The organism is Streptococcus sp. Marseille-P7376, from assembly GCF_902460385.1.
GTDB lineage: Bacteria > Bacillota > Bacilli > Lactobacillales > Streptococcaceae > Streptococcus > Streptococcus sinensis.
The window spans coordinates 18291-43048 of the sequence record NZ_CABPTS010000004.1 but is presented as its reverse complement, the minus strand read 5'-3'; the positions used below and the strand labels follow the sequence as shown (position 1 = coordinate 43048).

Genomic DNA, 24758 nt, shown 5'->3' with positions numbered 1-24758 from the left:
TTACTGTGATTTTTTTGAACTCCCTGTTAAATAATGAATCTCATATCCTGGTTGAATGTTAAAAATATAAACATCAAAAGATACAGTATCATCTTCTACACTTTGTGCTTCTAGACGAATACCACGAGCAACTAATTCTACGTTTTTAAAAATAGGTGTTACTCGATAACGGACGTGATGATTTGTTTTCTTAATATAACCTGCGACTAAATTTTCATAGTACACCATTGATGATTTTTCATCTTTAAAGTTAGCATTAAGTGCACGTGTACCTGTAAATAGATTTTTCACATTTGCATTCTCACCACTTAATTGAAAACCAATCAAGTGAGAACGATTATACAAAAAATCTTGTTTACCATTAAACATGATTTTTTTATTTTTCCAGCCAGTCGGTTTGACAGATGAAATATCTTCACGTTCACTTTTTGGCATTAAATCTTTACCCAACATTGCTTCAGCAACCCCAACACGATTCAAAAGATCAAGGTTACTATATTTTTCCCATGAACCATTTTTCAAGCTCAATTCATCTGTCGTAAATTGCGCTTTCTCATTAATGACTATGACTTGATGTTGGCCATCAAATACTTTTGATTTTAGTTCCTCATTTTGTGTCTGATGACTATTTCCTAAGTCACCATTTTTTTCTTCAGATGAATTCGAGATGTTCAACTGACTGGGCAAATCATTTTGAGTAAATGCACTTTTCAAGGTTTGAAAATTTTGTGGCTGCACTAAAAAAATTGCAAGAAATAAAATACTGACTAGGAGAAATTTATTCTTCTTCATGAACGACCTCCTGCTCTTCTTTCAGCAGCCAGCGCATCAACATCATCCATAAATTGTAACCAGTCTGTCGTTAACTCTTCCACAATATCTTGTTTTGCATGATAGGCTAATAACTTAATTTCATTTTTGAGAAGTTGATCCAAAATCTGAGCTTGTTGTTCTTTAATATCTGACAACGTCGCTGCAAATTTATTATCATATAAATCAAGACCATCATTTTCGACAATACGATACAACTGAGACATCAAAAAATCAGCAAGATTAGGATACTGAAATTTTTCAGACATCATCTCTAATTGCACAAATAGTTCATCAGGAACTTTGCGTAATCTAATTTCCTTAGTCATCCCTTTCTACCTCACCTTCGTATTCCAACCATCGTGAAATGTGATCAGCATACCGACCCATTTTCGTTTCAAAGTCCGATAAAATTTCTGTCTGTTTTTGCGTTAATCGTAAAACATGATCGGACGTTAATTTCATATTTTCTAAATGAGCAAGATAGTTCGCTTCAGCAAAATTAAATTGATCCTTTTCAATCTTTTCACGCAAGACACGAACTAAAAAATCATTAAATGATTTCGATTTCGTTCTCTTGGATTGAGCTTTTAAATAATCAATTTCTTTTTCAGTTAAGCCACGTATTTTCAACTCTGTTCTTTTCGTTGCCATAAAAAATGATTATCTCCTTTCAAAAAAACAGCGCCCTTCTTTTTTCTTTTGACGAGGCAAAAGCTAAAAGAAGCAAAAAAGAAAACCTCAACCTCGCAACGTTACGAAAATAAATTTTCTACTTTTGCGGTTTTTCAAGACCTAGCCCACTTAATGTGTTCTAGCCCATGAAAAGAGCATAAGGGAAACTGTCCCATCGTACCGCTGGGAGTTGATAGTATCAACGTTTCCTTTGTCCCCAATTCTCTCGGCTACGCCTACTAAACACACACATATATAGCATACTTAAACACACTAAGTGTCAGTGCATATACGCCGCTTCCCACATCTAAACACACAACTAAGCCACACAGACACACACCCTGTTGCGTGTCTCAATTAGGTGTTTATTCAGCTGAAAATTGAAGCCTATTTAACATCACTGTTCTACATTCTCACGTTCTTTTTTGACTGCCTCACGTTTTGATTTTTCCTCTTCCTTGATGATCGCTAGCTCTGTTTTGAGATCATCTAGAATCGTTTCATAAGACTGATTTTTATCTTTTTTCAATTGAAGCTGAACGTAAAATTTGCCAATTTGTTGTTGAAGATTTTCTTCTGCAAGCTTCCGTTCATTTTCCAAAGAAGCAACTTTTTTCTTTGCTTCTTCCAGTTCCAAATCAATTTTATTGAGATTTTTCTTAGCCATATAATAGCCTCCTTTATTTGATAAATTTAGTATAAGGGATAATCAAATTCTCTGCATTAAGAGGACAAGTCATGAGTAAAATAAAAACTCCCCAATCTAATATTAGGGAGCATCATATTTTAAAAATCTTTCTTCAGTAAACCTTCACCGTTTTTTGTAAAAGCATCTCTTCGACTAAGTTTGAATTCAATTAATGGATGATCAAAATCTCCTATTATTCCAAATGGATAAACCCTAAAAACAGGATAATAAATCGTGTCTACATCTATAAAAGCCCGTTCCTTTTCTTCAAATGGCACTGCTTTATAACTGATACCTGTAAATACTTCTTCTCTATTTAGAAAACTTAATTCGACAACTCCCTGATACGGTTTTTTGATCACATGCTGGTTCATCATTTTCATCCGTTTGTCCGTATCTTTTTCATCCGCATCTGTGTAAAAATTGCACTCTGGAGGTAGCTCATCTGTTGTTTTTCGGATTCCTAAATAAGTTTTATTGAGCACATTTTTGAAGAGATAGACCTTAAATAATCTCGGTTGGATGAGAATTACCAGAGTTGCCAAAACAAGACTAATGAGCCAAAACGTAAAGAGACGATTGACCAAAAATTCTGTCAAAGCATGTTTCTTAATATAGACATTACCAGCTAGAAAGAATAAGTACATCACTCCTAACAAAAGAGGTTTTTTCATCCGTTTAACTTCTTTTGAGAGAAGCGTATGGATAACATCTGTTGTTATTTTAAACATAACTATCAATTCTAAAACTTTCACCGTAAAAGATTGAATATCTTGTGGCATGTAATAGGTCAGCAATCCTAAAAAGACAGCTGAGAAAAGATAAAATTGTCCCTTAAACAAGAATTTTATAAGCCAATTCAAGACACAAATCAATGATAATTTGATTCCATTCTTATTTAGTTCTTTCCATTTTTGAGTGTAATTTTTCATGATTTTTTTCCTTTCAATTTAGCTCTTTACTTCCGCATTTTGTTATTTCATCTCTACAGTCTCTATCGGACTTGAAAATTCAAATGTACCATCTTTGACAGCTGCTTCTTTTTTCTCTAGACTAGCAATTTTAGCCTGAACTTTTTCAATATTTTGAGTCGCTGTGCCAATAGACCTATTCTTAGTTTCAATGTTGCTTTCAATCGTTGCAATGTCCTTTTGATTAGATTCCAAATCATCACCTGAGAGATATTCTGCTTCTTTAAGTAAACCAGCTTTTCGTGCTTCATCATCCTCAATAGATGTTTTTAATTGCTTAATAGAATTATTTAATTTTTTAATCTGACTCTCTTGGAAAGATCTCTCTTCTGTGATTTCTGATAAGGCAAATTCCTCACGAGAAACCGTCCTTATTTTTCCCTTCTTAAGCTGACTGTTTTGAGTCGTCACATAGAATTGAACAACATTATCATCTCCCTTATCTTTTGTTTTAGATGGCTTCTCTTGATCATCTGAAGGACTGGAAACATCAATATCAATTGAGCTAGTAGAAACCGTCTTGTTCGTAATATCAATCGCATAGGCACCAAAATCCTTAGGCACGTTGCGAATAATGACAGAGATTTTATTGTCTACGATAGGGACAATTTCCATTGTGGTTTGATCTGTTTTCTTTTTAGCATAAAGGTTCCATTTGAGACGTTTGGTATCAATCCCACGATCAACTGGGGAGGTGGAATCTTTCGTTTCAAACTGGAGAACAATAATCCCTGTTTCAGGAGAATATGTTTGACTAGAGAGCCTGATTTCACCTGTGCCGTTCTCAAATGTTCTCTTTGTTTTTAGTTGATCATCCGTATAAGTTTGTCTTTGTGGGGAGTAGATAGCTCCCAACAATAAACTGATCCAAGCCGTAAACAGTATGGAGAAAATAACTAACTTTCGTTTAATCACATTTTCTTGAAACCATTTCTTAGTTACTATAAATGGTTTAGCGATTGAACTAGACTTCACTCTTTCAATCCATCGTTTAATTGTATCTATCATAAGTGACACATCCTTTCTGATTTGAGGTAATAAGTGTTAAAATAAAGATAATGAATTATCATTGAGAGGTATAGATTTATGAGTTTTCCATCTGCTTATAGCCTTGAGTTAAAAACTGATTTAACCGCTAAGGAGGCCTATGATTTTTCTCGTACTCCAATTGGTTCATCTCATCATTTGACTGATGCCAAAAAGTTTCAATGTGGTGAAAAATGTCCCTTCAAATTGACGTTAGCGAACTTCAATAATCCAGACTTTAACAAAACACCTTATTTTACTCCTGGAGCAAGAAATCAAGAGCATGACCCTGATAATTGTCAACGCATGATTGAACATTATCAACAAAGAGAACAAGAGGTGACATCAGAAAACCATGGTTCTTTTTCTCGAGAGAAAAACAAACTCATCATTGATCTAGATCTTGTTAAAGGATCACTAGCTATTGTCACTGAACCTAGACAAAAGAATGAAAGCACTCCATCATCTGAAATTAGTAATACTCAGATGACACATCAACGCTCTCGTTCATCTTCTACCGAAGATAACAAAACTTTTCGGAGTCATATCAAGCAACTTACTGCCCTTATACGCTATTTTTTAGAATACCAATCAGGCGAAAAATACACGTTCTACTCTAAAAATAAACAAGAAATTCAACTGGAAAGGTACTTTGTCAATCTAGCAGAAGCTGACCAAAAAGGAATCAACTTAGAGGTCGTTCATATCTATTACGACACTGCTACAGTAAAGTATTTTGATAACAAACTTCAGCCTGAAAAGAGCTATTTTTTAGTTAGATTTAACAGTAAATGCACAATAGATGGTGTTACTAATTACCCATCTATTACGATTAACAAAAGCCTCGCTGACCATCATGGAGTCAAAGGAAAGCTCAAAACGTTAGAAAAAGCAGCAAAAGATAAACAACTACTAAAGCTGTTTTACTTTGGTAAGTTTCGTAAACACAGCTCCAAAAAGTACATCAATCCCGACGTGGGGTATGAAGATATTTTGGACTATTTAGTTATCAGTTAAAATTTCAAAATCCAACAGTTCTTGGTGAGTGAACTCAATGATTTTATACGAACCAATAAAGCCAAAATCTTCTAGGAAATGACTTTCAACAGTTTGCTTGGCCTCTTCATAACTAGAAAAAACTCTTGTCCCACTAATTTCATCTGACCAAGCTACTTTCCCACTTTTTTGCGGAACTAACCAGACACTTTTCCCGATATTGATTTGAATCAGCACAGCATAATATTTTTGTTCCATTTTGAAACCTCCTAAATACAATTCATCTTTTCTGGAGCGAGATCCAACGTTAACCATAAGGCTTCACTTTCTGAAATATGCGTAAGCTTTCCACCTTCATCATTAAATCGGTGCAAGGTAAAAGTTCCATCAGGAAGTTTCCCTAGGACAACCATTCCTTCAGTTGTTTTCGTACGCCACAATTCACTATCGAATTGGAAGGCAGTTTCTGCCCACTTACTGATCTTTGTTTTTCGAGTCATTTAAAGCCTCCTTAATAGCTATCTTATCAGCCTTAATATCCTCTTCTCTGTCCTTAGCGGCATAGAAATAAAGCTGTGGTTTACCGTTTCTTAGCGTGACAAGTGTCGCTGCTTTTTTTACCTGATATTTTTTTACTAAAACTTGGCCAGATTCTGATTCTACATTGATGTAAAATGACGGATAAATACTCTTTTTAGCAGCAGTAATAACAGCTGTCTTACCTTTCTCACAGTAAGGACAGCCCTTTTTATAAAAGATCAGGTTCACATTCTGATTCACCGCAGTATCCACATAAACTTGCTCTGTGAGGTGTTTGTCATAATCCCTAGCCACATAATCAGTCCAAGTAGTTTGTATGCCAACAATCGTAAAAGATAACATTACAATAGCAGCTAGCGTACCACAAACTAGTTTTAAAATTTTAAATCGATTATCCATTATTCTTCTCCTTCCATAAACTCGAACAAATCTCCCTGAACGTAACTCACTTTTGCCAAACGTTTTATCTCCGATTTTAGACAATCAAAGGTTGTCATCATTAGATTGAATCGCAATGGGTCAAATTGTTCAAAGACACTCACCAGTGGTAACATTGGGAAATGATCCTTCTTCTCACTTTGAAGAAACTCAAGGACTTGTTTTTCTGCCTCAATCAGACCGTCCACTCTAATCAGCGCTGGGATGCTTGTAATCGCTTCTCCATTCTGATAAAAGGTCAAAGCAATATCTCCAGGCTTAATTGTCTCAAATTCAGGAAAATCAGCTGTTATCTTAAAATAGTAGGCGAGTGGTTCCTGACCTAATCCTGTTAAATAGTACCCACGTACAATCTTAATATCATCCATTATCTTCCTCCTTTCAGCAAACTTTTTCCACCTTAAAGGGAGCCTGATAACATTTCGGATAATGCATAATTCTCTTCGTTCGTTGGATAGGCATTGGTTTTTGATAGTTCTCTTGCATGTATTGACTGGCCAACCCTCTACTCTCAAATACTAAAAGACAATTATTTTCGTCACAGAGGTAGTCTCCTTCTTCAAAACTAAAAATAATGTATTTCATTTCTCTTTTCCGCCTTTCTCTTTAATTTGAGAAATTATTGCATGATAGTCGTTTTCTAATTCACTATCATATCCATTATCGTATCTAATAGCGTGGTTGCCCGTTAGGATTTCTGCTATTAGAACAACAAATAGAACTACTACAATACTAATAACTAATAATAAAGTTTTCATTTCCTCTCGTCCTCCTTTATGATTCCTACACTATAACTTAGTATTTCAATACTAATGATAATGACTATTTTAGTTACTGCTATTTCTGCCTCTCAGTATCAGAGATATAAATGTAAGGCAGTTTGCGGGTTTAAAATTTCTTCTGCCTATCAACCAATATCTGCTTCAAATAAAGACACTTGTGTCACTCGTTTAAGCCCATTTTTAACTCCTTCTAGCACCCGTTTGGTAAACCCTAAGCTTTCTTCAAAAAAAGCTGCAATACTAGCAAAATAAGCCTCCTGGCGTTCTTTTTTCACTTGAATCAGGGACAAGACAATGGCTTTCACAGAAGCTAATTTAATCCCTCCATAACGACCAGATTTAATTGTATAGAAGACCTTTTGATCCTGTTTCAAAGCTTTTAAAACCTTATCCAAGCTTCTTTCAGGAATACTGAGTGTTTCTCTAAGTGCCTTCTTTGTCGTCTGGATAAACGGGTCTCCAGCTTCATGTGTTGTCCGTTCTAAATAAGCCATGATGTCTGCTTTCCACTCTGACAGATGACTATATTTGCGATCTGCACGTTTCTTTTTGAATTTGTACCAGCGTTGTTTAACGAATAGATCAGTATGTTTGAGATTCTTATTCACCCACGCTTTACATAATAGTGTGATGTACTCACGGCTAGCAGCTTCGTATTTGCCAGAATAGGCACTCGCAATGAGCTTCAGGAGTTCCCCTGAATGGACTGGTTCATCCAATCCTAAGTTGAAATCATTCAAAATGACCTCACAATCGCCCTGAGAGACACCAGATGAGAAGTTAGCAAGAGCTAATGTAAAAAGTACGCTGTTTCTTCCCATCAAGGCTTTCGCTCCCTTAATGTTCGACTCATTCAGAAGCATCTGATACCAGGGCTCATCAATCTGCTTTACCCCAGCAGTTCCTGATATTACACTTAGATTCGGTTTCTTGCTTGGAAAGGGGAGATTAGATTGCTTCATAGACCAGTCTAACCACTCCTGAAAGGAATAGGTGTATTCCTTGTGGAAAAACTCAATATTGTCTGTTCGTGGCATCCGTGCAATCCCAAAATGGTTGCAGGTCATATCAACTGGTAAATTTTGAGCAAAATAGTTTCTCAAATTTTGCGAGATAGCCTTAGCCACTTTGACCACTCGAAATTGTGAATGAGTGGTCACATAAGCTGCTTGTCTCAGGACAAAATAAGCCTGGTAGCCTTTATCTGATTTTAGAATCAAGGTTGGCATAAATCCTAGATCAATAGCAGCTGTTAGGATGTCTCCAGAAGTCATCTCTTCAGCAGAAGGAGTAATATCAAAATCTATGTAAAAAGTATTAATCTGTCTCAGATTATCTTCAGCATGTCCACGTGTAATTTGTCGTTTCTCGTCGCTATAAGAGCCATAGCGATAGACATTCGGTGTCCAATGCGTAAAGCCATCTTGATTCTCAAAAATAGCTTCCATCGATGTCAGAACAACCCCACGTGCCTTTACCATATTAGCCTTAGAACGATAGGCAAATATAGCCCCACGTTTTCCTTCTTCAGCTGAAGAGACTAATTTCAGGTGGCTATTCTTAAATTTGGTTTGTCTTAACCCATCTTTGAGGATTAAGTTACAGATTGTCTCTATCTGTTTTACCATTTAGGTCTCCTTATTTCTTTTGAAAATAGCTTCTTCATTTTTTCAATGCCTCTCAATAATTAAATTTGTTCCTTAAGAAGTTCTTCCGGCATCAATTTCGTTTCTTTTGCATGGTCAAGACCATCTACATATGCCTCAAAATCAACATTCTCAATCTTTACTTTAGTTTCGCAACTTTTCAATTCTCCCATACGCCGTTTTTGTTCTTCCGTTACTTCTGCTGGGACTTGCACCATCAACGCAAATTCTTCTGAGGTTTGTGCCTGTTTTCTAAATCGCTCGTCTAGTCCTGCAAGAAATCCTAACAAGTATGACTTTTTATAATCTTTCCAACGTGCCTTGGGAATTATAGAAAAGAACCGTTTTAATCGATATTTCAGATATAAGATAGCTCCTTCATAAACCTTAGTACACAATTCAGCATCGGACTGATAGCCAAAGAAGATAATCTGAGTAATTCCTTCATCCACAACCCTTCTTCTTATCACTTTACATCTAAAATTTTCACCTAGAATAGCTGCTAATTTCTCTTGCCACCAAGGCATTCTATACTCCCAGGTGCCTACTGTTTCTCCAATCTTGTTTTTAGTTTGAGTAGTTATTACATCATTCATAGATAGATTGTGCTTTACCATGAGTTTTTGAGCCATTAGAAGTGCTGTTTGTCCTTCCTCATCATTTGGCGCATCATAAGCTAATTCAAGAAGGTTCTGTATCTTAAAAATAACCTTGTTATTCATATCAATCCTCACTTCTATACTTTCTAGGCAGGCAGCTAGCGTAATGTTCTGATTCATTCACCGCTGCATTGTGAAAAATCATGTTATTAGCAATAATTTCCTGCCATTTAGGAATTTCATCACGATAAATACGGTCAAGTCCATAAAATTCTCTTACAATGAATCGAACTGCTCCAATGTGGTCTCCCAAACCAACTACACACAATACATCATGTTCCATATCATAGACCCAGTGACTTTTTGAATTTGTCAAGGTTTCCCAAGCGAATTCTCTATCTCTCTCAAGAAAGTCATAACCTGGTCTATAGTAAACCTTCGTCTGATAAGGTTCATCATTAAAACCATAAAAACAATGACTACACAGCGTTCTATTTTTATCTACCCACCAGCAAGGACCATACTTTTCATCGATACAAGGGGTAATCCAATTACATCCGCATCGTCTACAAATTCCTGTTTCCATGTTTTTTCTCCTAATCAGGTAACAATCGTTTTAACTCGGTTGGGAAGCCATTTTCTACCCAATTTTCAATCATCTTATCTATTTCTTCTTGAGTCATAACTTCTCCTTTAGTTAGCTTTCATACTCTGTGGAAGAGTTGAGTTTGGCAAACAATAACCATCCTGTAAATCTCTCTTCAAATAAAATTCAGGACTTGTAGTTGTTACATAGTCGCTTCTCTTCCAGTTTCGTCGAAGACGTGTATTAAACAGGGAAATTCTTGCTTCAATCTCTTTGAACTTGAATCCTAGCTTCAAATACGTTGTAACAATTTCATGAACATGTTCTTTAGATTCTTTATTTCTAACTCTATTATGGATAGCTTGTTCTTGGTCTTCCATTATCAAACTTTTCTGATATTGGACATAGAGTACTCTCATATTTTCGATTTTCCTCTGCCAGCTCAAGTTATAAGGTTTACCAGAGTACTTATTTACCAAGTTTCTAACAGGATCTTTGAATTTCATCTGAATAGAATCAAACTCCCCTAAATCAGTTAGAGGATCAATGAAACCCATTGGCTCGCTACTGATCAACTGATCATAAAATTTATTTCTAATCATTCTAGCCTCCTAGTTATACCTTGTTGTAAGCACTTTTTAAGACGTATTTACCAAGTTCATTTCCTCAAATAAATTAATTTGACGAAACATAGTTTGTGACTCCTTTTGACTAGAAATAGAATCTCCATTTTCTTCAGTTACATCTGAATTCGTTTCCTGATCGTGGTCAATGACTTCATAGATTTCTAAAGTGTTAATATTCATCACAATTTCCAATTCCTTCATGGTAAGACTCCCTTCTTTATGAGATTTTAAGCGAACAAAAAGGAGAACAGATTTCTCCGTTCTCCCCATAAATACAGGATTATTTCTTATTCTAAAAACTCTTACCACTTACGGGTCAAACCTGATTTTCATAAAAAGATTCATCCTTTCTCAATAATATGGTAGAATAATATAAAAGGGATTACACAAGGAGGTTTCCAATGAAAAAATCCATAGTATTCGTTTTTACTATATTTATCCTTATCTGTCTGAGCGCTTGTAGTATTTTAGGCATCGGCCGAGGTGAAACGTACCGCGGAAAATGGAAAGCACAGGGTTCCTCGGGAGAAAATATTGACCTAGTTTTCGAGGAAAACACTGGAAAATTAGGAGACAAGGAATTTCATTATGTTCTTGATAAGTCTGGATATGAAGACAATACAAAATATTATTCCATCACTGTCAACGATACTTATCACTACACTATTGCTTTTCCTGACAATGACCTCAAAATTGCTGTTCTTTTAGAACCCGACGACCCTAGAGATCCCTTATATGGGGAAATGCTTTATGCAATGAATCGTCAAAAATATCCTGATTTCCAAAAATATATAGATAATTATTTGAATTAGCCCTATTCTTTGAAAGCTTGTTAAACAAAAGAAAACCATTCTAAATCTAGAATGGTTTTTATTATTGACTTTTAGTCCGTCTCGCTCCGTTAGGTGCGAGACAAATAAACCACCCGCTATGCGGGTGCGCATCGAAGGTTATACCCAAAAAACTCCCAACGCGATACAATAAAGGTGTTCAAGCCAATTGTGAAGCGAAAGGAGAAAAAATGGTGCAAAAGGCACATAGTTTATCACACACAAAGTGGATGTGTAAATATCACATTGTGTTTACACCTAAGTATAGACGAAAAGTTATCTATAATCAATATCGAAACAGTTTGGGTGAAATATTCCACCGATTATGTGGTTATAAAGGAGTTGAAATTATTGAGGGACACTTAATGCCAGATCATGTACATATGTTAGTAAGCATTCCACCAAGGATAAGTGTTTCTAGTTTCATGGGATATTTAAAAAGTAAAAGTGCTCTCATGATGTTTGATAAGCACGCCAATCTCAAATATAAGTTTGGGAACCGACATTTCTGGGCAGAAGGCTATTACGTGAGTACAGTTGGCCTTAATGAAGCCACCATCAAGAAATATATCCAAGAGCAGGAAAAGCATGATATAGCGTTGGATAAATTGAGTGTAAAAGAATATGAGGATCCCTTTAGGGATAGTGGTAAGTAATGCAACCACCTCTTTGAGAGGTTTGTGACGAGTCAAGAGCAATGAGGCTTGAACAAAGTGAAAGCCAGCGTCTTTAGGCGCTGGCTGGTGATGTGGGCTTATAGCCCCGGAACAAACCACCCGTTAGACAGGTGGTTATGATTTATCTGTATTTCAAAACTTTAATTAAAGTGAATTAACATCAACCTTGATACCAACACCTTGTGTAGTAGTGATAGTCAAGTTAGTTACATAAGTACCTTTAGCAGTAGCTGGTTTTGCTTTTTGGATGGTATCGTTGAATGCTTTGAAGTTTTCAACCAACTTGTCAGCTTCAAATGAAACTTTACCAATAATAGCCTGTACGTTACCTGCACGGTCTGCACGGTAAGTGATTTTCCCGCCTTTAGACTCTTCAACTGCTTTAGCAACATCCATTGTTACAGTACCAGTTTTAGGGTTTGGCATGAGGTTACGTGGGCCAAGGATACGTCCAAGACGTCCAACAAGCGCCATCATATCTGGTGTAGCAATAACTACATCAAAATCAAGCCAGCCACCGTTAATTTTTGCAACGAGGTCATCTTCACCCACGAAGTCTGCACCAGCAGCTTTCGCTTCTTCAGCTTTTGCACCACGTGCAAAAACAAGAACGCGTGAAGTTTTACCAGTTCCGTTTGGCAATACCATTGCACCACGGATTTGTTGATCTGCTTTTTTAACGTCGATGTTCAAGTTGTAAGCAACTTCTACAGTTGCATCAAATTTTGCAAAGTTAGTTTCTTTTGCAAGAGCTACAGCTTCTTCTACGCTGTATGCTTTTGTGCTGTCGATTTTCTCAAGAGCAGCACGAAGTTGTTTGCTTTTTTTAGCCATTTTTTATTCTCCTTGTAAGTGGTTCAATCGATTTTCATCTCCCACGTCACTTCTCGAAATGATGAAGTCTTGCGGGTCTCCAGCGATTTATATCGCATGTTTGGGGGTCATTGATTAGTCAACAACTTTGAATCCCATAGAACGAGCAGTACCTTCGATCATACGCATTGCAGCTTCAATGTTTGCAGCGTTCAAATCTGGCATCTTAGTTTCAGCAATTTCTTGTACTTGCGCACGAGTAACTGTTGCAACTTTCTTCTTATTTGGTTCGCCTGATCCTTTTTCAGTACCGGCAGCTTTTTTCAAAAGAACAGCAGCTGGTGGAGTCTTTGTAACGAAAGTAAATGATTTGTCTTCGTATACAGAGATAACAACTGGAATGATCATGCCTGCTTGATCAGCTGTACGAGCGTTGAACTCTTTAGTGAATCCCATAATGTTGATACCGGCTTGACCAAGCGCAGGACCAACTGGTGGAGCTGGAGTAGCTTTACCAGCAGGGATTTGCAATTTTACAAGTTTTTCGACTTTTTTAGCCATTTTTAAATCCTCCTTTGTGGTTTTGGCGGTAAATAAAGATTTTTACCTCCCACAAGTATGCTTTTCGCATACCTTTCCATTATACACTAATCTTTCTAAAATGCAAGAAAAAATTCTTATCTTTTCGCATTTTTATGGTAAAATAGTTGTATGGTATTATTAAAAATTGCTTCAGTATTATTTATCTTTTTAACCCTCATTTTGACTATTATCACGGTGAAAGTCTTTAAATTAAAGAAATATGGTTTGAATTTTGCAGACTTGGCTTTCCCTTTCTTTATTGTGGAGTTTTATATCATCTCAGACAAGGCTTTCTATCACAGTCTTTTGCCTCAGCTGGTTTTAGCGCTCTCTGGTCTGGCTATTGCTATCACAGTTTATTTCCTAAAAAAGAAACAAACTTTTTACTATCCCAAATTTTTCAAATTCTTCTGGCGGGCCGGTTTTCTCTTGACATTCTTCATGTATCTAGCTATGGTCATCAGTATATTTATTTTGCAGTGAAAAAGAGCCAAGGCTCTTTTTTTATTCATGAAGCTCCAGAGGCAAGCCATCGGGATCAAAAAAGAAGGCCATCTTACGCCCGTCAAAGTCATCATAACGCAGCTCAGTATGGGGAATTTCTAAACGATCAAATTCCGCTAGAGTAGCCTCTACATCTGTTACTCGAAAGGCTAGATGCCGCAAACCGGTATGTTCTGGATGAGGTAGAAATGGCCGTTTGGGAGCTTTTTCTTTGATGAAAATTTCCAGAGTCAGATTCCCCTTGCGAACATTAAAGAGAATGTCCTCCTTATCTGGCCGGTGGTGCTCATCCAGCATCTCAAAGCCAAGCTTATCCACATAAAAGGTCTTGGTCCTAGCATAATCATGACAGATAATAGCAATATGGTGAATAGTGTCTAGTTTCATAACTTCTTTTCCCTTCGTTCTTAAGTAGAGAAAATCTGCCGGCTGACTGCTGGCAGATTTGTGTTTCATTGAATTATTTTCTTCCTGGCAAACTAATCAAATGAAAGATTAATTGGTCTGCAAGACCTTTCTCGGTTTTGTGCCTTCAGCTGGTCCAATAACGCCGGCTGCTTCCAGCTCTTCCATGAGGCGAGTAGCCCGATTAAAACCGACCGATAGTCGCCGCTGAATCATAGACGCACTGGCCTTCTGCGTCTCGATAACCAAGGCTTTAGCTTCCTCAAAGAGTGGATCGCCCTCATCGTCACCTCCGCCAGACTCCATATCGCTTTCAGATACTTCACCAGGATCAAAGCTGTCGTCATAGTCAGCTTCAGCTTGATTCTTGACAAAGGCAACGATGCGCTCCACATCTTCATCTGAGATAAAGGAGCCCTGCAGACGAACCGGATGATTTTCATCAATAGGCTTAAAGAGCATGTCCCCACGACCCAAGAGTTTTTCTGCACCATTTTCGTCCAGAATGGTCCGACTGTCTGTTCCGCTAGACACAGCAAAGGCAATCCGAGAAGGCACATTAGCCTTAATAAGACCCGAGATAACATCTACAGATGGCCGCTGGGTAGCCAGAATCATGTGAATCCCAGCCGCACGCGCTTTTTGTCCCAGACGAATAATGGCGTCTTCCACTTCCTTGCTGGCCACCATCATAAGGTCAGCCAGCTCGTCCACGATGACGACGATTAAAGGCAGGGGAACCTGCTTGTATTCTGACTGAGCATTGTACTCGGCTACTTTAGCATTGTAGCCGGCAATGTTACGGGCACCAACCTTGGAGAAGAGTTCATAGCGGTTTTCCATCTCGTCTACAACCTTCTGGAGGGCACGGCTGGCCTTGCGAGGATTGGTTACGACTGGGATAAGCAAGTGGGGAATGTCATTATAAACAGACAGCTCCACCATCTTAGGATCCACCATCATAAACTTAACTTCATCCGGTCTGGCCTTCATGAGAATGCTGGCTATAATGCCATTGACTGCCACAGATTTACCAGAGCCAGTAGAGCCCGCTACCAAGAGATGGGGCATCTTAGCCAAGTCAAAGGAGCGAACAGAGCCGTTGACGGCCTTACCGAGCGGAATTTCTAAGAGCTTGCTAGCATCCGTCTTCGACTGGTCCCAGAGTTCTCGGAAGGTCACGGTCGCAACTTCAGAGTTGGGCACCTCAATCCCAACTAGGGATTTCCCAGGAATTGGTGCCTCAATCCGCACATCCTTGGCAGCTAGAGCTAGAGCCAGGTCATCCGCCAGATTGGAAATCCGATTGACCCGAACACCAACAGCTGGCTTGACCTCGTACTTAGTGACGGAAGGTCCGATTTCAGCCCGCTCAACAGCAGCCTTTATCCCAAAGCTAGCAAAGGTCTCTTCCAAAATCTTGATATTCTCGCGAACAATCCGTTTTTCTTTAGTCTGGTTCTTAGGCTTGTCAGGCGCAAAGAGATTGATGGTCGGTAGTTTATAGTCCAGACTTTCCTTGGCTGTAAAATCTACTTCGACATCTGCGTCAGCTTCTTCTATCTCCTCTTCGTGGCCAAAATCTAGCGGCTCATGAGGATTATAGTCGCCCGGTTCATCATAGTCTACATCATCAAAATCAACCGGTGTATGAGCCAGATCCTCATCATCTAAAATCTCACCCGCCTCAGGATCCACTCCAAGTCCTTCTTGTTCCACCTCAATAGCTTTCAGAGCTTCTTGAGCAGCCCTCTCTTCTCGCTCAAGGAATCTTTGCTGCCGCTTTTCTTCCCTCTTTTCACTCCACTGTTGGAAAGCTATGCTTAATTTCTCAGCAATATCATAAATCGACCATGGACTCATGAGCAGGACTCCAAGCGCAATCAGAAGCAAACCGATAAAATAGGAGCCGATATTTGAAAAAAGAAAAGAAATCGGCGCATAAAGAGCCGCCCCAAGCAAGCCCCCACCAGCAAATGAGGTCACTTTAAAAGCCAGCAAATCTGTCAGGACTCGCGTGAAAGTTGTGGATAAAATCTGCCCTTTCAAATGCAAAACGTGAACAAAGTAAGCTTGAAAAATCAAGCTCAAACCCAGAAAAAAGCTGATAAAGCCTGAAATTATCCCTTCATGCTTATGCAGCCATTTGAAGAAAAAGAGATAGCCCAAACTGGCCAAGATAGCCACATAGGCCATACTGCCCACCAGAACTCGAATTAAATTATAAATGGTGACCCCGAAGGCACCTAGTTTTAGAGCAGCAAACAACAAAACGATAGCCAAAACAAAAGTGGCAATCATCCGTTGAATCGCTTTCTGCCTTTCTAATTCTGCTTTTGTCGGCCGTCTAGTAGTCCGACCTTTTTTCGTATTTTTCTTATTTGCCATAATTTTCATTATAACACAATCTAGCTAGTTTTAGATAATCAAACTCAAGTTGTTTCAATTACTAGAAAATCTTATGATTTTTTTATTGTGCACTTATATTGTATACTCAAGACATAAGAAAAGCCCAGAAAATTCCTTCTCAGCTTTCCTTTCTCTATTCTAGATTCACCATAAAAGAGGCCCATTTTTTCTCAAAACTCCTTTTGCATTTTAACAAAGAGGTGAATATCGCCATTGCTTTCCTGTGGGATGCGCCTCACCATTTCAAATCCCATGTTGAGATAGAGCTGCTGGGCTCGATGATTGAAGTCAGCCACGGATAGCCTTAGGACTTGGGGCGCAAAATTTTCCATGATAAAGCCCAAAATTTCCTGCAGAAATGCAGCGCCTTGACCTTTTCCGCAGTGCTCCGGCTTCATCCCCAAACCAAGTTCCAAAGTTCGCTCTCCTTTCTGATCCAAGCAGAAAAATCCATAGAGCTTCCCCTCTCGCAGAACTTGATAATAACGGTCCCCACGCGCTTCTGAGGAGACCATTTCTTCATAATCCTCTAGGTCATTTTTCATGTCATAAAAATCATAAGGTGCCTCATAATGCCAGTCCTTAGCAATTTCCAAAGCATGTTGCTGGTTTAGTGGTTCAATCATCATCTACTCCTCTTTTCTCTAAAATTTCCAATAAAATTGTTTCTGGTCTGCTTTTTCGCTGCAGCCGAGGCTGCGGTAAAATTCATGGGCTGCGGAGCGGGAAATACCTGAATTAATCCGAATCCCTGTGTAGCCTGCGGCTTTTGCCTCTTCACGCAAAGCTTGCATCAGTGCTCTGCCATGTCCCTGCCCTTGAAAATCCTGAGCGACGGCCAAAGCCAAGAGATTGAGCAAGGACGGGAAATAGAGACAGTCGTAGCTAACCGCATGGGCGTAGCCTATGACCTGTCCATCTGCTTCAGCGACCAAAATCAAATGCTGGTCATTCTCTAGCAGCCTCTTCAGTTGAGCCTCCGTCGCTTTCCTATCGAAATCATAGCCCAGGCACTCTGCATTAAGCCGCTGAATAGCTGCAGCATCTCTTAGTTTTACTTTACGAATCATCTGTCACCTCGTTCTATTCTTTATTATAGCAGAAAAGCAGTCTTTTTGACTGCTTTCAATAAACTATTCTCCCAACTGTTTCCTCAACCAAGACTCAGCCTCCTCTAAATGCTGGTCTGTTAGGACATAAGGGCGAATTGCCTTATGTTCATAGGCCACACCATATCTACAAAAGCTTATTTCTATCTCTCACCCTTGGAAAATACAATCATCAATCCAGAACCAGCTATACCTGCTAAAATAACGAGACAGATATTTTTCAGAGGATAGAGCCAATCTTTATTTTCCTCATGCCACCTTGACTTCCAAAGCCCAACATAGTCAGCGTTCATATGTTCGGGTTGATTCAGCTGGATATTGATCACAATGGCTAGTAGGAGCAGGGCAATTAAGAGCAGGATAAACAGCCAAACTTTCTTCTTTTTCGTTAGGTTGAACTTCTTCATTCTTTTCTCCGTATATTTCCTATCTAGTATAACTTCTTTATTTTATTTTTCTCTCGCTTCTATTTCCGAATGGCGATAACCGTAACCGAAGTAAATCAGAATTCCCAAGAACAGGGCAATGCCAAAGGCCAGCCAAGTGTCCCAAGTGTACTGAGTCATAAAGGAAAGGCAGATGACAATGGACAAAATCGGTGTCAGAGGTACAAGCGGAGTTTTAAATTCTCCTGCCTTGGGCTGTCCCTTTTCCTTCCGCAACTTCAAAATGGCAAAGGCCAGCATAATCAGGTAAGCTAATGTACAGATATTGAGGAAGGAGGCGATGCTAGCCAGAGGGAAGATTCCGGCACAGATAGCCGCCACCACTCCCACCAAGATGGTTGCGTTTTGGGGCACTCTGCTCGTTGCAGTTAATTTTTTAAAGGACTTAGGTAACAAACCATCACGCGCCACACTGTAAATCATCCGAGACAAGGCATAAGTCATGGTAATGCAGACAGTTATCAGGGTCAAAATAGCCACGATGGAAACATAATTGGCCGCCCAATCCAGCCCAATACTACGAAGTGAAAAGGCTACTGCATCTGGAACATTAAGCTTGGTGTAATGTACCAGTCCAGTCAAGACCAAGGTTACCAAAATATAGAGAATGGTGACGATACTAAGGGACAGGACGATTCCACGCGGTACATTTTTTTGTGGCTCTTTAATCTCGTCCACGGACATAGAAATCGACTCAAAGCCCAGAAAAGCAAAGAACATCAGAGAAGCTCCTGCCATAATCCCCGTCTGCCCGCCATAGATCTGGCCAAAGCCGAACGGAGCAAAGTCGGACCAATTCTCAGGTCGTAGATGAAAGAGCCCAACGAGGATAAATAGGGCCAAAGCTGAGAATTTGAGGACTACCAAGGCAGAGTTGAAGCGCAGGGCTGCTTTTGAGTTTAAAAGTACAACTCCTGTAACAAAAAACACAACCAAAATAGGTAAAATATCAATGTATGTTCCCATCTGTGGATCAAAAGTTCCATTTAAGGCTGTTGGCAACTGAAGACCAAAACTACTAAGCAGTCCCTTTAGATAGGAGGCCCAGCCAGAAGCGACACCAGATACAGCTGTCATAAATTCCATGATAGTCAGCCAGCCGGCCATCCAAGCCGGAAATTCTCCTAAAACAGCGTAGATATAGCTATAGGCTCCGCCATTAGCCGGAACCCGCGAAGCAAACTCCGCATAAAATAGAGCACAAATACTGACACACAGGGCAGAAATCACGATAGATACAATCAAAGCTGGACCCGCATACGTCGCTGCGCCGATTCCCGTAACAGTGAAAATGCCTGTACCGACCATGGCACCAATTCCCAAAAGAATTAAATCTACCAGCTTCAGATGCTGCCGCATACCTGTCCGGTCTTTACTGGCATCTTTTTTTCGAAAAATATTCATTTTAATCCTCGCAAAAGTATAGATGGTTTATTATATCATAGATTGCTGGATTTAGAAAAGCCCGTTTTCTATCCAGCCTTGCTGCCACCTAGAAAAAAACAGCAAAATAAGAAGCTGGGAAAACCCAACTTCTTATATAGAAACAATAGTGTGATAACTGCGGGAAGTAATCATAAAGACAATCACATAGCTGATAAAGAAGACCGCACAAACGCCTAGCGTGACCGTCAGCATGAGTGTTGCATTAAGCACTCCTAGGGCGGACAAGATTAAGCTCAGCATGTGATAAGCAAAAGTCAGATGGATAAAGGCAAAGGCCAGCGGCAGGAAGAAAACAATCAAAATCTGCTTCCGAATGGTTTGTCTGATTTGCTTTTCATCCAGACCGACTTTTTGTAAAATCACAAAGCGATCCCGATCCTCGTAACCTTCTGAAATCTGCTTGTAGTAGATGATGAGAATGGTTCCCAGCATGAAGACGATTGAAAGGAAAATCCCGATAAAGAACATACCACCCAGCATTCCTTTGATTTCTTGTTTCTCAAAGGCTGTCACCGAACCATAAACCGCTTGATTTTCCGTCAAGGTCAGATTAAACTGATGCAACTTTTCTTGATAGGCATCCTTCAGCTTGCGCTGTTCTTCTGCTGGTAAATCTAGATTGAGACCACCATAATAATCAAGGTTCACAGCATATTTGTCCATCAGTGTAGAGAATACTTGACTTGGATTTTTAAGGACCATGTAGATTTTCTCTGGGATAATCATGTTCATCTGATCTGGCAAATGACCAAAGATAAAGTCTTCTTTGAGCTCTTCTTTGATTTTAAAGGTCTGGCCAGCAAGCTGCAAGTCTTGCTGGGAATCCAGTTTCACGCCTTGCTGGAAGAGCGCCGCTTCGTCATCCCCAAGATTCAGATTTTTCCCCGTCATACTCTGATAATCCGCTTCTGAAACAGCTAGAATGTAAGTATTCGGCGTGACAAATCTCTGATCGGCAGCAAAAATATCAAGCTGGTTTCCGACGCGACTTTTCACTCCCATCGTATAATATTGATAGACGACTTTCTTCGTGACTGGCAACTGCTGCTCATTCGCAAACTCTGTCAGCACTTGCTCCATCTGCTCACCCGTGACTCCTTTTCCTTGAATACTCATATCATGAGGAAACAAGGCTTTTTGCATGTAGTCCCCACCAGCATAGATATTGGCTCCACCAGATAAGGTCACCAAGACCATGGTTGATAGGATCGCAATCGTTGCCAGCCCCACCGCATTTTTCTTCATGCGGAAAATCAGGTTGGAAACGGAAATCATGTTATTAGGTTGATAGTAATAGGACTTCCTTTTTTTCAAAAACTGCAGAAAGACTGTAATTCCCGCATTAAAGAGCAGATAGGTCCCCAGAATCACAAAGAGTACCGCGACAAAGAATGTAAAAATCGCTGATAAAGGATTGGTAACTCCTAGCGCAAGAAAGTAGCCAAATGCCAATGTTGCGAGTCCAAGCACAGTTTGCAAGAATAAAAAGCGACTTTTCTTTTCTCCGCTATTCTTTTCTTTGATCAATTGAAGAGCATCTAGTTTTCTCAGTCTCAAACCATTGCTAATCATCAAGCAGAAAAAGACAAAGGCATAAAAAACAGCAACGGAAACGACTACAGAGGGCTGGAAAGTCGAAACCAGCACAACTTTAACCCCCATGATTTTCAGCAAAAGGGCATAAATTAGCTTGTCAAATAAGAGCCCAAGTCCCAAACCAAGGAGAAGGGTAACCAAACCAAATACCAGTAATTCAATTACCACCATGACAAAGAGGTGGAATTTATTGAGCCCTAGCACACTGTAAAGGCCCAGTTCTTTGGAGCGATTCTTGAAAACAAAGCTATTGGCATAAAAAACGATAATGCTAGTCGTGATACTGACAATAACCATCCCTAGAGAAAGAACCATGGAAATAGCACTTGCTCCGGTCATTTTTACTAAATTGGGATTAAAAGTCAGGGAGAAAAAGATATAGGAGATGGCGATGGATAGACAGGTCGCCAGTGCGAAAGGATAATAAAGCTTACGATTTTTGACTAAGTTAGAAAGCGCAAGCTTACTGGTTAATCTAAGCATGAGCTGCCACCTCACTTGCCATGACCGTCAGCGTATCGGAAATTTCTTGGAACATCTGCCGCTCGGTCTTGTCACCGCGGAAGATTTGATTATAAAGAATCCCATCCTTGATAAAGAGCACCCGCTTGGCCCGACTGGCAGCTGAAGTCGAGTGGGTTACCATGAGAATGGTCTGGCCGCGGTCATTGATATCGTCAAAGACATCCAAAAGAGCAGCCGAAGACTTGGAATCCAAGGCTCCTGTTGGTTCATCCGCCAGCAGAATCTCAGGCTCAGTGATAATGGCGCGGGCTACTGCCACCCGTTGCTTCTGACCACCAGAAATTTCATAAGGGAACTTCTCTTGGAGTTTGTTAATCCCCAGCTCGTTGCAGGTCGTAACCAGCTTTTGCATCATCTCGGTAATGGGACGACGAGAGAGGACCAGAGGCAGGAGAATATTATCCTTGACCGACAGGGTATCCAGCAGGTTGAAATCCTGAAAGACAAAGCCTAATTTCTCCCGGCGGAAGCTGGAAGCCTGGCTGTTTCTGATGGTTGCTGTGTCAGTTCCGTTGAGAAAGACGCGGCCCTCAGTTGGCTTGTCCAGCATGGCTAGGATATTGAGCAGGGTGGATTTCCCAGAGCCCGACTCCCCCATGATGGCGACATATTCGCCTTTTTCTACCGTAAAGTGAATGTCTTTCAGCGCTTCTACTTGGCTGCCCTGAAAGCGGGTTTTATAAATCTTTTTCACGTGCTGTACATCTAATAATGTCATTACTTGAACCTCTTTTTCATTACTTGATACTATTATCATACCGAAAAGATCGACAAGTTTCCATAAGCTAATCTTTCATTTTAAACTCTTATCTTACATTTTTGTCACTTAGCTATCTTCAAGTTATGTAAAAACTTGATTTTCACTAAGGGAAGATGGCTGTATGACTTGAGCTACTTTGCAAGTTTGCCTCTCTTTCCCCTAAACTTTCAGTTCCATTTGGGCAAAAAGGTGGTGGGACGAGGCTGGGACAAAAGTCCTAGCCTCTCAATCGTCTTTGGATTGTCGAGCAAGACGCAGTGGTTGAGTGGGCTCTACTACGCTGATTTCATAAGCTTTTACAGCCCTACTCAACTGTGCGGAGGTGGGACGACGAAATCGAATTCTAACGAATTACCGATTTCTGTCCCACTCTCATCCCAGCCCCTTCACTGCATCTACTTCTTAATGACTATATTGCAACCAGAAATAATACTGGCTTGATGCACAGCCCAGTCTAGTTTTTTCGATTTCCTCCTTGGAAATCTTCTGAGCCTTTGGAGTGTGTTGTTTGTGGCTAAAGAGATTTGTTTTCATAGTGTGCCTCCTTTGATTTGGATATTGATTTTTGATTTGTTTTTCCTTACACCTATATGATATAAAATTCCCCGTCCCACTACCATCGAATAACCTTTCATTTCGGGATTTAAACTTACATTTTTGTCATCTTAAAAGGATGAGTGATCACCACCCATCCTTTTCCTATAGATTTATCATATAAATAATCGCTCTTGGAGTTTAGCCAGATATTCCTGCACAAGTTTGATGTCCGCTTCCTTACCACCTCGGTCAAGATCGCAGATGTGCGACAGCCCATATTTTTCGATAATCAAAGCTGTCGCCCCGCAGAAGGTCCGACCATGCTTAACCGAATCTCCATTATTGACAAAACCTTTAATCAGGCTTGAATGTTTCTTGATGAAGCGTTTGCTTGACCAAGGAATTTTCCCAGCACCAGCATTTCGCGTAATGAGAATACAGGGTTCTTCCAACTTTTCCTTGATGGTTTGTGTCGGATAGCCCAGCGATTCGGCAAAGTGCTTCCCAACACCCGTTACTGAATCGTAAACTACAATCATTTCCTCTACCTACTTTCTCAAAAAAATCAATGCCAGAAAAGTAGCAAAGCCTATAACAGCCACATCCGACATCAGTTGCAAGAGAAATTCCAAATCAGACATACTGTGAATATCGAGCAAGATATTAATCACCGTCAAAGCCAAGACCACCAGCTTGATAGCTACCGCCACACCTGGCATCACAAGCAATCCAACCAAGATACAAATAAGACCACCAATCAAAAAAGACTGAAAGCCCAAACTTAGACCAAAGCCAAATTTCACCCCACCATAACCAAGGGTCAACAGACCAATCACAACTAGGCAAAGCCCCAAAATAGCCCTTCCACTCAACAGCATTCCACCTTGTTTCATCATTATTTCCTCACTTTCTCATTTGAATGAATGGATTATGATATTCATTCACAACTTCTCAAAAAAATATTTTTTCCAATTCACTTCCACCCAAGACTCTATATCACACAAATCCACCTCCTTTATTGAATGAATGTTTTTATATATTCATTCATATCGTCTTCCAAGAAAAGGAAATTCTTATTTAGCAAAAATTCCCTTTAAAAAATATTTCACCAAGGTCTCGATACTCTCAAAATAGCCTGGAAAATCCTGCTCTGTCACATGCATGTCAATGTAGTAGATCAAATCGTAAGCCTTCATGATTTGGGCGACTCCCTCCTGTGAAAAGCCCTTCTCTTGCAAGCGCTGGCTGAAAGTCTGAATCAGAAACTGATGAAAGGCATTGGCTGCACGGCCAGCATCTTGATTATAGTAGTCGTGCAAGATCTGAGAAATGCCCGGCTTGCTCCACTCCGCCAAAATTTTGTTAGGTGAAATCAACTCAAAAGTGACTGCAAAGAGCTGTTCAACGACTGCCTCTGGCTCACCCTGCCAATCCACACGCTGCATGGTTTCCTCACGTATGCGGTTATTCTCCGCTACATAAACCTCTAAAAAAATAGCTTCCTTGGACTCATAGTACTTATAAAAGGAGCCAACAGCCATGCCGGCACGCTTGGTAATATCTGAAATATTCGTCTTTTTATAGCCTTTCTCAGCAAACACCTGCCTAGCCTCAGCCAATAATTCAGCTTTTTTGTCCATGACCTTCTCCTTTTGTGAATGAATTAAATTTTATATTCATTCAAATTATAACACTTTAAAAATCTTTGTCAAGAACGGTCAAAATCGTACTTTGAA

At 39.6% G+C, this 24758-nt stretch carries 35 protein-coding genes; 4 read left to right on the top strand and 31 right to left on the bottom strand.

The window, feature by feature from the left end:
• The 6 genes from FZ952_RS03840 to FZ952_RS03815 form a co-directional block, all read right to left on the bottom strand.
• The gene (locus tag FZ952_RS03840; protein WP_106386577.1) at positions 1 to 792 is read right to left on the bottom strand and encodes a DNA/RNA non-specific endonuclease; all 792 of its coding nucleotides are present in this window, start codon (positions 790 to 792) and stop codon (positions 1 to 3) included.
• On the bottom strand, positions 789 to 1139 hold the full coding sequence (locus tag FZ952_RS03835) for a hypothetical protein (protein WP_106386576.1): 351 nt from the start codon (positions 1137 to 1139) through the stop codon (positions 789 to 791). The genes FZ952_RS03840 and FZ952_RS03835 overlap by 4 nt, the downstream gene beginning before the upstream one ends.
• Entirely contained in the window at positions 1132 to 1464 is a 333-nt protein-coding gene (locus tag FZ952_RS03830; RefSeq protein WP_106386574.1) for a hypothetical protein, read from the bottom strand. Before FZ952_RS03830 ends, FZ952_RS03835 begins: the two co-directional genes overlap by 8 nt.
• Positions 1465 to 1882: 418 nt before the next feature.
• Positions 1883 to 2152, bottom strand: coding sequence for a hypothetical protein (locus FZ952_RS03825; RefSeq protein ID WP_148880674.1), 270 nt, complete (start codon positions 2150 to 2152; stop codon positions 1883 to 1885).
• Between the two features lie 119 nt (positions 2153 to 2271).
• Positions 2272 to 3105 (bottom strand): hypothetical protein, encoded by an 834-nt coding sequence (locus FZ952_RS03820; protein WP_148880673.1) that lies wholly within the window; start codon positions 3103 to 3105, stop codon positions 2272 to 2274.
• Positions 3106 to 3147: 42 nt separating this feature from the next.
• Positions 3148 to 4152, bottom strand: coding sequence for a hypothetical protein (locus tag FZ952_RS03815; protein ID WP_148880672.1), 1005 nt, complete (start codon positions 4150 to 4152; stop codon positions 3148 to 3150).
• Between the two features lie 78 nt (positions 4153 to 4230).
• Here FZ952_RS03815 and FZ952_RS03810 point away from each other — a divergent pair, with 78 nt between their 5' ends.
• Positions 4231 to 5187: a hypothetical protein gene (locus FZ952_RS03810; protein ID WP_148880671.1), complete on the top strand. Its 957-nt coding sequence runs from the start codon at positions 4231 to 4233 to the stop codon at positions 5185 to 5187.
• On the opposite strand, the gene FZ952_RS03805 is transcribed toward FZ952_RS03810, so the two are convergent.
• The 11 genes from FZ952_RS03805 to FZ952_RS03760 all read right to left on the bottom strand — a co-directional run bounded on the left by FZ952_RS03805 (position 5173) and on the right by FZ952_RS03760 (position 10584).
• Positions 5173 to 5424: a hypothetical protein gene (locus FZ952_RS03805; RefSeq protein ID WP_148880670.1), complete on the bottom strand. Its 252-nt coding sequence runs from the start codon at positions 5422 to 5424 to the stop codon at positions 5173 to 5175. The two genes, FZ952_RS03810 and FZ952_RS03805, sit on opposite strands and share 15 nt — an antisense overlap.
• Positions 5425 to 5435: 11 nt before the next feature.
• Positions 5436 to 5666 (bottom strand): hypothetical protein, encoded by a 231-nt coding sequence (locus FZ952_RS03800; RefSeq protein WP_037616787.1) that lies wholly within the window; start codon positions 5664 to 5666, stop codon positions 5436 to 5438.
• Positions 5641 to 6105 (bottom strand): thioredoxin, encoded by a 465-nt coding sequence (locus tag FZ952_RS03795; protein ID WP_148880669.1) that lies wholly within the window; start codon positions 6103 to 6105, stop codon positions 5641 to 5643. Before FZ952_RS03795 ends, FZ952_RS03800 begins: the two co-directional genes overlap by 26 nt.
• Positions 6105 to 6512, bottom strand: coding sequence for a hypothetical protein (locus FZ952_RS03790; RefSeq protein ID WP_187423863.1), 408 nt, complete (start codon positions 6510 to 6512; stop codon positions 6105 to 6107). Before FZ952_RS03790 ends, FZ952_RS03795 begins: the two co-directional genes overlap by 1 nt.
• A gap of 13 nt (positions 6513 to 6525) precedes the next feature.
• Positions 6526 to 6729 (bottom strand): hypothetical protein, encoded by a 204-nt coding sequence (locus FZ952_RS11735; RefSeq protein WP_148880668.1) that lies wholly within the window; start codon positions 6727 to 6729, stop codon positions 6526 to 6528.
• A complete protein-coding gene (locus FZ952_RS11560; protein ID WP_187423864.1) occupies positions 6726 to 6902 on the bottom strand; it encodes a hypothetical protein in 177 nt (58 codons plus the stop codon). Before FZ952_RS11560 ends, FZ952_RS11735 begins: the two co-directional genes overlap by 4 nt.
• 149 nt (positions 6903 to 7051) lie before the next feature.
• Positions 7052 to 8554 carry a primase C-terminal domain-containing protein gene (locus FZ952_RS03780; protein ID WP_148880667.1) on the bottom strand — a complete coding sequence of 501 codons (1503 nt, stop codon included), beginning with the start codon at positions 8552 to 8554 and terminating at the stop codon, positions 7052 to 7054.
• 59 nt (positions 8555 to 8613) lie between these two features.
• On the bottom strand, positions 8614 to 9294 hold the full coding sequence (locus FZ952_RS03775; protein WP_148880666.1) for a DUF2786 domain-containing protein: 681 nt from the start codon (positions 9292 to 9294) through the stop codon (positions 8614 to 8616).
• Between the two features lies 1 nt (position 9295).
• Entirely contained in the window at positions 9296 to 9757 is a 462-nt protein-coding gene (locus FZ952_RS03770; protein ID WP_148880665.1) for a hypothetical protein, read from the bottom strand.
• 107 nt (positions 9758 to 9864) lie between these two features.
• Entirely contained in the window at positions 9865 to 10359 is a 495-nt protein-coding gene (locus FZ952_RS03765; RefSeq protein ID WP_148880664.1) for a modification methylase Sau96I, read from the bottom strand.
• A 36-nt stretch (positions 10360 to 10395) separates the two neighbouring features.
• Entirely contained in the window at positions 10396 to 10584 is a 189-nt protein-coding gene (locus FZ952_RS03760; protein ID WP_148880663.1) for a hypothetical protein, read from the bottom strand.
• Between the two features lie 200 nt (positions 10585 to 10784).
• Between FZ952_RS03760 and FZ952_RS03755 the strand changes: the two genes are divergently transcribed.
• Together FZ952_RS03755 and tnpA are read left to right on the top strand one after the other, a co-directional pair.
• Positions 10785 to 11195: a hypothetical protein gene (locus FZ952_RS03755; protein ID WP_148880662.1), complete on the top strand. Its 411-nt coding sequence runs from the start codon at positions 10785 to 10787 to the stop codon at positions 11193 to 11195.
• Positions 11196 to 11404: 209 nt separating this feature from the next.
• Positions 11405 to 11869 (top strand): IS200/IS605 family transposase, encoded by a 465-nt coding sequence (gene tnpA / locus FZ952_RS03745; protein WP_148880660.1) that lies wholly within the window; start codon positions 11405 to 11407, stop codon positions 11867 to 11869.
• Positions 11870 to 12034: 165 nt separating this feature from the next.
• Here tnpA and rplA read toward each other — a convergent pair whose 3' ends face one another.
• Both rplA and rplK read right to left on the bottom strand, forming a co-directional pair.
• On the bottom strand, positions 12035 to 12724 hold the full coding sequence (rplA, locus tag FZ952_RS03735) for a 50S ribosomal protein L1 (RefSeq protein WP_037616184.1): 690 nt from the start codon (positions 12722 to 12724) through the stop codon (positions 12035 to 12037).
• Between the two features lie 114 nt (positions 12725 to 12838).
• Positions 12839 to 13264, bottom strand: a complete 426-nt coding sequence (gene rplK, locus FZ952_RS03730) for a 50S ribosomal protein L11 (RefSeq protein ID WP_037616181.1) — start codon at positions 13262 to 13264, stop codon at positions 12839 to 12841.
• A gap of 150 nt (positions 13265 to 13414) precedes the next feature.
• On the opposite strand from rplK, the gene FZ952_RS03725 reads away from it, so the two are divergent.
• Entirely contained in the window at positions 13415 to 13768 is a 354-nt protein-coding gene (locus FZ952_RS03725; RefSeq protein WP_148880659.1) for a DUF3397 domain-containing protein, read from the top strand.
• A 21-nt stretch (positions 13769 to 13789) separates the two neighbouring features.
• Here FZ952_RS03725 and FZ952_RS03720 read toward each other — a convergent pair whose 3' ends face one another.
• The 12 genes from FZ952_RS03720 to FZ952_RS03665 form a co-directional block, all read right to left on the bottom strand.
• On the bottom strand, positions 13790 to 14176 hold the full coding sequence (locus FZ952_RS03720; RefSeq protein ID WP_148880705.1) for a VOC family protein: 387 nt from the start codon (positions 14174 to 14176) through the stop codon (positions 13790 to 13792).
• 108 nt (positions 14177 to 14284) lie between these two features.
• Positions 14285 to 16582, bottom strand: a complete 2298-nt coding sequence (locus tag FZ952_RS03715; protein ID WP_148880658.1) for a DNA translocase FtsK — start codon at positions 16580 to 16582, stop codon at positions 14285 to 14287.
• Between the two features lie 191 nt (positions 16583 to 16773).
• Positions 16774 to 17232, bottom strand: a complete 459-nt coding sequence (locus FZ952_RS03710) for a GNAT family N-acetyltransferase (protein ID WP_148880657.1) — start codon at positions 17230 to 17232, stop codon at positions 16774 to 16776.
• Between the two features lie 15 nt (positions 17233 to 17247).
• A complete protein-coding gene (locus tag FZ952_RS03705) occupies positions 17248 to 17673 on the bottom strand; it encodes a GNAT family N-acetyltransferase (protein ID WP_148880656.1) in 426 nt (141 codons plus the stop codon).
• Between the two features lie 182 nt (positions 17674 to 17855).
• Positions 17856 to 18119 carry a hypothetical protein gene (locus tag FZ952_RS03700; protein WP_148880655.1) on the bottom strand — a complete coding sequence of 88 codons (264 nt, stop codon included), beginning with the start codon at positions 18117 to 18119 and terminating at the stop codon, positions 17856 to 17858.
• A gap of 42 nt (positions 18120 to 18161) precedes the next feature.
• A complete protein-coding gene (locus FZ952_RS03695) occupies positions 18162 to 19562 on the bottom strand; it encodes an amino acid permease (RefSeq protein WP_148880654.1) in 1401 nt (466 codons plus the stop codon).
• Positions 19563 to 19694: 132 nt separating this feature from the next.
• The gene (locus tag FZ952_RS03690; RefSeq protein WP_148880653.1) at positions 19695 to 21683 is read right to left on the bottom strand and encodes an ABC transporter permease; all 1989 of its coding nucleotides are present in this window, start codon (positions 21681 to 21683) and stop codon (positions 19695 to 19697) included.
• Complete coding sequence (locus tag FZ952_RS03685; RefSeq protein ID WP_148880652.1) at positions 21676 to 22443, bottom strand: ABC transporter ATP-binding protein; 768 nt, start codon at positions 22441 to 22443, stop codon at positions 21676 to 21678. The genes FZ952_RS03690 and FZ952_RS03685 overlap by 8 nt, the downstream gene beginning before the upstream one ends.
• Before the next feature lie 444 nt (positions 22444 to 22887).
• Positions 22888 to 23019: a hypothetical protein gene (locus FZ952_RS11730; protein ID WP_262366324.1), complete on the bottom strand. Its 132-nt coding sequence runs from the start codon at positions 23017 to 23019 to the stop codon at positions 22888 to 22890.
• 176 nt (positions 23020 to 23195) lie between these two features.
• Positions 23196 to 23561 carry a class Ib ribonucleoside-diphosphate reductase assembly flavoprotein NrdI gene (locus FZ952_RS03675; RefSeq protein ID WP_148880651.1) on the bottom strand — a complete coding sequence of 122 codons (366 nt, stop codon included), beginning with the start codon at positions 23559 to 23561 and terminating at the stop codon, positions 23196 to 23198.
• A gap of 9 nt (positions 23562 to 23570) precedes the next feature.
• On the bottom strand, positions 23571 to 23918 hold the full coding sequence (locus tag FZ952_RS03670) for a hypothetical protein (RefSeq protein ID WP_187423862.1): 348 nt from the start codon (positions 23916 to 23918) through the stop codon (positions 23571 to 23573).
• A 177-nt stretch (positions 23919 to 24095) separates the two neighbouring features.
• Entirely contained in the window at positions 24096 to 24662 is a 567-nt protein-coding gene (locus FZ952_RS03665; protein WP_148880650.1) for a TetR/AcrR family transcriptional regulator, read from the bottom strand.
• Positions 24663 to 24758: the final 96 nt, after the last annotated feature.